The organism is uncultured Campylobacter sp., assembly GCF_947255105.1.
Classification (GTDB): Bacteria; Campylobacterota; Campylobacteria; order Campylobacterales; family Campylobacteraceae; genus Campylobacter_B.
The window spans coordinates 1-7,659 of record NZ_CAMYFP010000022.1 but is presented as its reverse complement, the minus strand read 5'-3'; the positions used below and the strand labels follow the sequence as shown (position 1 = coordinate 7,659).

The window sequence follows — 7,659 nt, the reverse complement described above, 5'->3', positions numbered from 1 at the left end:
GAGCACGACCTTGCCATGGTTGGGGTCGCGAGTTCGACTCTCGTTTCCCGCTCCACAAGTTTTAAGTTATCAAGATGAAAATACTTCTATCAATCACCGGCGCAAGTCTTGCAACTATCGGTCTTATTCTTTTAGAAAATCTTATGAAATTTAGCGATGCGAAGCTCTATGCTATAGTTAGCGATGGCGCAAAGGTTGTCTTAGAAAAAGAAAATAATTTTACTATAGATATCTCAAACTATCCAAGTGTAACCTTTTTTGATGATAAAAATTTATATAGCGCCCCTGCTTCTGGCTCTTTTCAAATAGACAAAACAATAATTGCGCCCTGCTCTATGAATACCTTAGCCAAGATAAGTAGCGGTATAAGTGACACACTTACCACAAGAGCCGCAGCAGTTGCCATCAAAGAGAAAAGAGAGCTTATCTTAGCACCAAGAGAGATGCCCTACTCCACCATATCGCTTTCACAGATGACAGCACTTTCAAAACTAGGAGTTATTATCGCTCCGCCTGTTCTTGGCGGCTATAGCGGCGCTACAAATTTAGAGCAAATGCAAAAGTTTATAGTTGGAAAGTGGCTTGACTTACTTGGCGTTAGGCATGAAATTTACAAAAGATGGAGCTAAAATGAAAAAAATTTGTCTATATCCTGGCACATTTGATCCCATAACTAACGGACATCTAGATGTTATCAAAAGAGCGGCCGCTATTTTTGATGAAGTGATTGTTGCAATTGCAATAAATGAAGAGAAAAAGCCCTATTTTAGTCTAGATGATAGACTAGTGATGGCACAAAGTTGCTTAAATTTGGTAAAAAATGCCAAAGTCATCACCTTTGATGGACTTTTGGTTGAGTTGGCAAAAGAGCTAAATAGCTTCTACATCATAAGAGGACTTAGAGCGGTTAGCGACTTTGAGTATGAGTTGCAGATGAACTATGCAAACTCATCGCTTTGTGACAAAATAGAGACAGTTTTTCTTATGCCAAGCCTAAAATATGCCTTTATAAGCAGCTCTGTTGTCCGCTCTATACTTTTTCACAAAGGCAAAATTGACCATCTAGTTCCACAAGAGGTGGTTAAATTTATTAAGGATAGTAATGTATATCGTATTTGAAGGTGTTGATTGTCTTGGCAAAACAACACAGATTGAGCTTTTAAAAAATGAGTTTAGAGATGTTATTTTTACAAAAGAGCCTGGCGGAACGGCTGTTGGACTAACCTTAAGGGAGCTACTTTTAAAAAATAAGCTATCAAAAAAGACAGAGATGTTTTTATTTTTGGCAGATAGAGCCCAACACTACAAAGAGATATTGGCGCCAAATTTAGAAAAAACTATCATAAGCGATAGAAGTTTTATCTCAGGTATCGCCTATGCTATGGGTGATTTTGATTTGGATTTTTTACTAACACTAAATAAATTTGCCATCAATAACCTACTTCCAGATAGGGTTGTCTTTTTTAAGGGAGAGAGAGAACTTATAGAAAAGAGGCTCGCTAGTAAAAATTTAGATGTGATAGAAAAAAGAGGGATAGAGTATTTTTTACAAATCCAATCCAACATAGAAAAAATAGTAAAAAAGTTAGAAATTCCTACCTTGCCAATCGACGCAAGTAGAACAATAGATGAGATAAATAGAGATATTAGGAGGTTTTTATGCAAGCAATAAAAGGGATGAAAGATATTTTAGATGATGAGGCTATACTCTATGAAAAGATTATAGAGAGCGCCTCTTTTGTTGCTAAAAATTATGGATATAGTTACATAAACACTCCGCACCTTGAGCTTACCGCACTTTTTAGAAGAAGTGTCGGAGAGAGCTCAGATATTGTGGGTAAAGAGATGTATGAGTTTGTTGATAAAGGCGGCAATGAGGTATGCCTTAGACCAGAGGGAACTGCTGGCGTTGTAAGAGCCTTTATAGAGCATAAGATAGATAGAACAGATACTATTAAAAGGTGGTTTTATCACGGCTCTATGTTTAGATATGAAAGACCGCAAAAGGGAAGATTTAGAGAGTTTCATCAATTTGGCGTTGAGTGCTTCAATGTAAAAAGCGTCTATGAAGATGCGGCTATCATCTCTATGGCTAGCGATATACTAAAAAAGCTTGATATCAAGGCTACATTGAAGCTCAACTCTCTTGGCGATAAGGAGTCAATGAGTCGTTATAGAGAAAAATTGGTTGAGTTTCTTGACAAAATCCCACTTTGCAGTGATTGTCAAAGAAGAAAAGAGCTAAATCCAATAAGAGTTCTTGACTGCAAAAACGATGAGTGCCAAAAAGAGCTTAAAAATGCGCCACTTCTTATAGACTATTTAAGCGATGAGTGTAAAAGAGAGTTTGATAAACTTCAAGAGCTACTTACCAAAAATGGTATCAAATTTACAATAGATCCAAAGCTTGTAAGAGGGCTTGACTATTATTGTAAGAGTGCTTTTGAGTTTGTAAGTGATGAGCTTGGCGCCCAAAGTGCTGTTATTGGTGGTGGGCGATATGATAGACTTGTTGAGTATCTTGGCGGAAGGGCAAGTTATGGAGTGGGCTTTGCTATGGGAGTTGAGCGAATTATGGAGATACTATCTAACAAAGAGCAAAGCAGCAAAAGAGAGGGAATTTACCTATGCCTACTTGATGAAAAATACCTAGATATGGCATTTGAAATAGCCAAAAAGTTAAGAGCCAAATTTAGCCTTGAGCTTTGTTATGAGGCAAAAAATTTACAACGTCACCTAAGAACAGCTAGCAATCAAAACAAAAAACTCTTTCTTTGTATAGGAGAAAACGAGGCAAAAAATGGTGAAATTTGGTTTAAAAACTTACAAACTCGTAGCGAAAAGATGATAAAATTAGAAAAATTATTTGAGGAACTTGCTGATGAATGATTACGGACTTGGAATTTGGGGAGATTCTAACTTTGTAGTTGATGGCGGTGGCAAAGTTTGCGTTAATACCGACTTTAAACCACCTCTTATAGATATGATAAAAGAGATTCAATCTCAAGGGATAAGAGGTCCTATTTTGCTTAGGTTTCCACATCTTATCAAAAAACAGATGGTTGAAATTTACTCAAATTTTCAAAGAGCAATGAAAGAGTTTGGTTATGAGGGCAAATTTAACGCTGTTTTTCCACTCAAAGTCAATCAATATCCAGGTTTTGTCCAAAACCTTGTAAAACTTGGCGAGCCTTACAATTATGGACTAGAGGCTGGCTCAAAAGCTGAGCTTCTGCTTGCAATGGCCTACAACAACTTTGACGCACCAATTACAGTAAATGGTTTTAAGGACAATGAACTTATCAATATAGGCTTTATTGCAGCAGAGATGGGACATCAAATAACTATCATAATAGAGGGCTTAAGAGAGCTAGAGAGCATTATAAAAACTTCAAAAGAGCGCTTTAAACCCAAGCCAAACATAGGCCTTCGTATAAGACTTCATAGCTCAGGTAGCGGAGTATGGGCAAAAAGTGGCGGTATCAACTCCAAATTTGGACTTACCTCTACAGAACTTATTGAGGCGGTACATCTGTTAAAAGAGGCAGATCTTATAGATCGCTTTACAATGATACATTTTCACATCGGCTCTCAAATAACAGAAATCCATCCACTAAAAAAGGCTCTAGTAGAAGCTGGCAACATCTATGCAGAGCTTAGAAAAATGGGCGCTATAAATTTAAAATCTATAAATTTAGGCGGTGGATTGGCAGTTGAGTATTCTCAAGTAAAGCAAAATGCTCATAGAAACTATACTTTAAGGGAGTATGCAAATGATGTTGTCTATCTACTAAAGACAATTGCAGAGTCCAAAAAGGTCATCGAACCTGATATTTTCATAGAGTCTGGCAGATATATAAGTGCCAACCACGCAGTGCTTGTTGGAAAGGTGTTGGAGCTTTTTTCGCAAGAATACACAGAAGAAAAGTTGATAAAAAAGGAAGAAAATCCACCACTTATCGAAGAGCTATATGATCTATATAATACCATCCGCCCATCAAACGCACTTGAGTATCTTCACGACGCAATCGCCCATATGGAGAGTGTGCTTACACTTTTTGACTTGGGATATGTAGATCTTACAGATAGATCAAATGGTGAGATTTTAGTTCATCTTATTATGAAGAAGTCAGTTTCGATGCTTGGCAACAGGCAAAACAACTACGCTGATCTACTAAAAATACAGAGTCAAGTGCAAGAGCGCTATCTTGTAAATTTCTCTCTTTTCCAATCCATTCCTGATTTTTGGGGACTTGGACAGCATTTTCCTATAATGCCGCTTGAGCGTATAGATGAAATTCCAACTAGATCGGCCTCTATTTGGGATATCACTTGCGATAGCGATGGCGAGATAGAGTTTAACAGCTCTAAAAATCCTCTCTTTTTGCACGATGTAGATCCCAATACCGAAGATTACTTTTTGGGATTTTTCCTAGTTGGAGCCTATCAAGAGGTTTTGGGTATGAGTCACAACCTCTTTACTCACCCAACTGAGGCAACTGTCACCTTAAAAGACGATGGCGGTTTTGAGATATCAAACATCATAGAGTCTCAATCCGTAATTGATATATTAGAAGATATGGACTATGATGTCTATGAGATACGCAACACCCTAAATGAGCGCATAGAAAAATCAACTCTCATAGATGAGAAAAACAAAAAGCATATATTAGGCGAGTTATATCTCTTTTTGAATGATAATGGATATCTTAAGACTATTGGATAAAGATGGGATTTTTTAGAACAATTTTAGAGGATTTGCAGGAGCCAAAGAGGCAAGATCCAGCTTTTAATAGCTATGTGGAGCTTTTTTTCAACTATCCTGGAGTTTGGGCAGTTGTCAATCACCGCTTTGCACACTTTTTTTATAAAAAAGGCTTTAGAAGAACCGCAAGAGTAATAAGCGGAATATCACGCTTTTTAACAGGAGTAGATCTTCATCCTGGAGCAAAGATAGGCAATCAAGTCTTTTTTGACCATGCTACTGGCATTGTCATAGGCGAGACTGCTATTATTGGCGATAGAGTGCTTATCTATCAAGGAGTAACACTTGGCGGCGTTAGCCTAGAGAAGGTAAAGCGCCACCCTACTTTGGAAGATGGCGTAGTAGTTGGCGCAGGAGCAAAGATACTTGGCGATATCACAATAGGCAAAAACTCCAAAATAGGTGCAAACTCAGTAGTTGTAAAGTCCGTTCCACCAAACTCTACCGCTGTTGGAATTCCTGCCAAAGTAATAGATAGATGCGAGAGCAAACCACTCTCCCACAACAAAATTCCAGATATCTACACAGAGTTATTTTTATATATCACAGAAAGGCTCTCTCTCATCGAAGAGGCTCTTGGCAAGAGTGATCAAATAGAGATAAAAGAGAGCGATTTAAAAGAGAAATATAAAATACTATTAAAAGCAATAAACAACAAGGAGGCAAAATGACAAAAAGAGTCAATTTATTATCAGAGTCTATTACCATAGCTATAAGCACACTAGCCAAACAGATGAAAGCAGATGGCATTGATGTGCTTAGTTTTTCGGCGGGCGAGCCTGATTTTGATACGCCAAAAGCTATAAAAGATGCTGTAAAAAATGCCTTAGATAGTGGCAACTGTTCTAAATATACTCCAGTTCCTGGTGAGTATAGAGTTCTTAAAGCCATCGCTAGCAAATTAAAAAGAGAGAATAACCTAGAGTATAGACCAGATCAAATCATCACAAATGTTGGTGCAAAACACTCACTATTTAACCTCTTTGGTGCGATTATTGAAGATGGCGATGAGGTTATTATCCCAGCTCCCTATTGGGTAAGTTATCCTGAGATGACCAAACTTTGGGGTGGTGTGCCTGTTTTTGTAAAGACCTGCCAAAGCAACGATTTTAAGATGACTCCAAAAGAGCTAAAGGATGCCATAACTAGCAAGACAAAACTTCTTATCTTAAACTCCCCTTGCAACCCAACAGGAGCTATCTATACAAAAGATGAGATAAGAGAGCTAGGAGAGGTTTTAAAGGGAAGTAATATCATCGTAGCAAGCGATGAAATTTATGAAAAACTAAGCTATGATGTGGAATTTACGCCAGTTGCCTCTGTTAGCAAAGATCTCTTTAACAGAACAGTTACCATAAATGGACTTAGCAAGTGTGGAGCTATGCCTGGGTGGAGATTTGGCTATATGGCCTCTAACATAGATGGCTTAAATTTGGCCGTTAGAAAGCTACAAAGTCAAAGCACTTCCAATATCTGCTCTCTTGTGCAAGCTGGAGCCTTACCTGCTTTGCTTGGCGAGATTGATGATGATATAAAAAATATGAGAGATGAGTTTATAAAAAGAAGGGATTTGGCCTGTGAGCTTTTTGGTCGTATTGACGGGCTTACTCTAAGAAAACCTGCTGGAGCGTTTTATATCTTTATAGATTGCAAAAAGATAGAAAAAGACTCTATGAAGTTTTGTAAAAGACTTTTGGAGGAGGCAAAAGTGGCAGTAGTGCCAGGTGTGGGCTTTGGCATGGAGGGATATTTTAGATTTTCTTATGCAACTTCAAGGGAAAACATCAAAGAGGGCATTAAAAGAATAGAAAAATTCATCAAAAATTACTAAAAATAGATGGCTTAATTGCCATCTATCTACATTTAACTTTTTAAAAGCTCTTTATCTATCTCAACTCTCATAGTTTTATTTTCATTGACCACTTGACAAACAGCCAAGTCAGCCCCAATACTCATAAGCATAGCTGCTTCATTGCCAGAAAGTCCTAGTTTGCTCTGAATAAACTTTTGCATATTTAAAATAGCCAAATCGCTAGCCTCATCCATGCTTTTTCTAGAGCCAATTGTCATCCATCGCTCCTTAGTCTCAATCATTGGAAGCGGATAGTTACACTCTTTTAAAACTTCAACTCTAATAGTAACTCTCCCACTCACCTCTGCTCCAGCGCCATTTATCTCGCCATCGCCCATAAGTGCGTGAAGATCACCCAAAGCAAGAAGCGCGCCATCTACAAAAACTGGAAGATAGAGTATCGCGCCCTCTTTTATCTCTTTGCAGTCCATATTGCCGCCATGATCTCCTGGTGTGCCGTTGCCAACAGGCTCATTTAGTGGCGCTGTTGCAATAACTCCAATCATCTTTCTAAGTGGCAACTCTATCCCCTTAAACTTGGCTTTGTTATTTTCTATCTCTATGATAGCAGTCTGACTCTCTTTTATCTCATTGCCAAGTCGCCCAAAACCAGGCTGCGCGATGGTTACCGCCCTACTTTTAACCTCAATTTTTTCTATGTAGATTTTTAAAACATCGCCCGCTTTTGCCTCATTTATGAAAAGTGGTCCAGTGGCTGGATTTACTTTGTTGAAGTCTATCTCCATGAGTTTGTCTTTTTCTGTTTTTAGCTCGCAAGAAAAACAGTCAAGAGTCTCAAATATCACTCTATCTCCGCTATTTGCTCTAGCTACAAAGTGGTTGGACTTGTCCATTTTATAGACAACATCTTTAGCTGTTATGGTTAGTGTCATCTTATCCTCCAAATTTAAATTTATTCATTATATCAAAAGTATTTTATGTAAAATACTATGTAAAATTATACACAATCGCCCTAACTCTCAAATTTAACTCTCAAATTTAACTCTCAAATTTAACTCTCAAATTTAACTCTCAAATTTAA

At 37.8% G+C, this 7,659-nt stretch carries 8 protein-coding genes; 7 read left to right on the top strand and 1 reads right to left on the bottom strand.

Features of this window, described 5'->3' with window-relative positions; all coding sequences use genetic code 11:
- The first annotated feature begins 74 nt into the window (after nucleotides 1–74).
- From Q0X52_RS07685 to Q0X52_RS07655, 7 genes are read left to right on the top strand one after another with little or no spacing between them, the layout of a single operon-like run.
- The gene (locus Q0X52_RS07685; RefSeq protein WP_297576601.1) at nucleotides 75–629 is read left to right on the top strand and encodes a UbiX family flavin prenyltransferase; all 555 of its coding nucleotides are present in this window, start codon (nucleotides 75–77) and stop codon (nucleotides 627–629) included.
- Between the two features lies 1 nt (nucleotide 630).
- Nucleotides 631–1,119, top strand: coding sequence for a pantetheine-phosphate adenylyltransferase (gene coaD, locus Q0X52_RS07680; protein ID WP_297576600.1), 489 nt, complete (start codon nucleotides 631–633; stop codon nucleotides 1,117–1,119).
- Nucleotides 1,103–1,672: a dTMP kinase gene (tmk, locus tag Q0X52_RS07675; protein ID WP_297576599.1), complete on the top strand. Its 570-nt coding sequence runs from the start codon at nucleotides 1,103–1,105 to the stop codon at nucleotides 1,670–1,672. The genes coaD and tmk overlap by 17 nt, the downstream gene beginning before the upstream one ends.
- Nucleotides 1,660–2,889, top strand: a complete 1,230-nt coding sequence (hisS, locus tag Q0X52_RS07670) for a histidine--tRNA ligase (RefSeq protein WP_297576598.1) — start codon at nucleotides 1,660–1,662, stop codon at nucleotides 2,887–2,889. Before tmk ends, hisS begins: the two co-directional genes overlap by 13 nt.
- Nucleotides 2,882–4,726, top strand: a complete 1,845-nt coding sequence (speA, locus tag Q0X52_RS07665; RefSeq protein WP_297576597.1) for a biosynthetic arginine decarboxylase — start codon at nucleotides 2,882–2,884, stop codon at nucleotides 4,724–4,726. Before hisS ends, speA begins: the two co-directional genes overlap by 8 nt.
- A gap of 2 nt (nucleotides 4,727–4,728) precedes the next feature.
- Nucleotides 4,729–5,436 carry a serine O-acetyltransferase gene (cysE, locus tag Q0X52_RS07660; protein ID WP_297576595.1) on the top strand — a complete coding sequence of 236 codons (708 nt, stop codon included), beginning with the start codon at nucleotides 4,729–4,731 and terminating at the stop codon, nucleotides 5,434–5,436.
- A complete protein-coding gene (locus Q0X52_RS07655) occupies nucleotides 5,433–6,596 on the top strand; it encodes a pyridoxal phosphate-dependent aminotransferase (protein WP_297576594.1) in 1,164 nt (387 codons plus the stop codon). The genes cysE and Q0X52_RS07655 overlap by 4 nt, the downstream gene beginning before the upstream one ends.
- 32 nt (nucleotides 6,597–6,628) lie before the next feature.
- Here Q0X52_RS07655 and Q0X52_RS07650 read toward each other — a convergent pair whose 3' ends face one another.
- On the bottom strand, nucleotides 6,629–7,510 hold the full coding sequence (locus Q0X52_RS07650; protein WP_297576593.1) for an acetamidase/formamidase family protein: 882 nt from the start codon (nucleotides 7,508–7,510) through the stop codon (nucleotides 6,629–6,631).
- Nucleotides 7,511–7,659: the final 149 nt, after the last annotated feature.

Bases quoted from the DNA above. Each gene is read 5' to 3' on its own strand.
- coaD (WP_297576600.1), top strand. From the start codon at position 631: ATGAAAAAAATTTGTCTATATCCTGGCACATTTGATCCCATAACTAAC.
- hisS (WP_297576598.1), top strand. From the start codon at position 1,660: ATGCAAGCAATAAAAGGGATGAAAGATATTTTAGATGATGAGGCTATA.
- cysE (WP_297576595.1), top strand. From the start codon at position 4,729: ATGGGATTTTTTAGAACAATTTTAGAGGATTTGCAGGAGCCAAAGAGG.
- Q0X52_RS07655 (WP_297576594.1), top strand. From the start codon at position 5,433: ATGACAAAAAGAGTCAATTTATTATCAGAGTCTATTACCATAGCTATA.
- tmk (WP_297576599.1), top strand. From the start codon at position 1,103: ATGTATATCGTATTTGAAGGTGTTGATTGTCTTGGCAAAACAACACAG.
- Q0X52_RS07685 (WP_297576601.1), top strand. From the start codon at position 75: ATGAAAATACTTCTATCAATCACCGGCGCAAGTCTTGCAACTATCGGT.
- speA (WP_297576597.1), top strand. From the start codon at position 2,882: ATGAATGATTACGGACTTGGAATTTGGGGAGATTCTAACTTTGTAGTT.
- Q0X52_RS07650 (WP_297576593.1), bottom strand. From the start codon at position 7,510: ATGACACTAACCATAACAGCTAAAGATGTTGTCTATAAAATGGACAAG.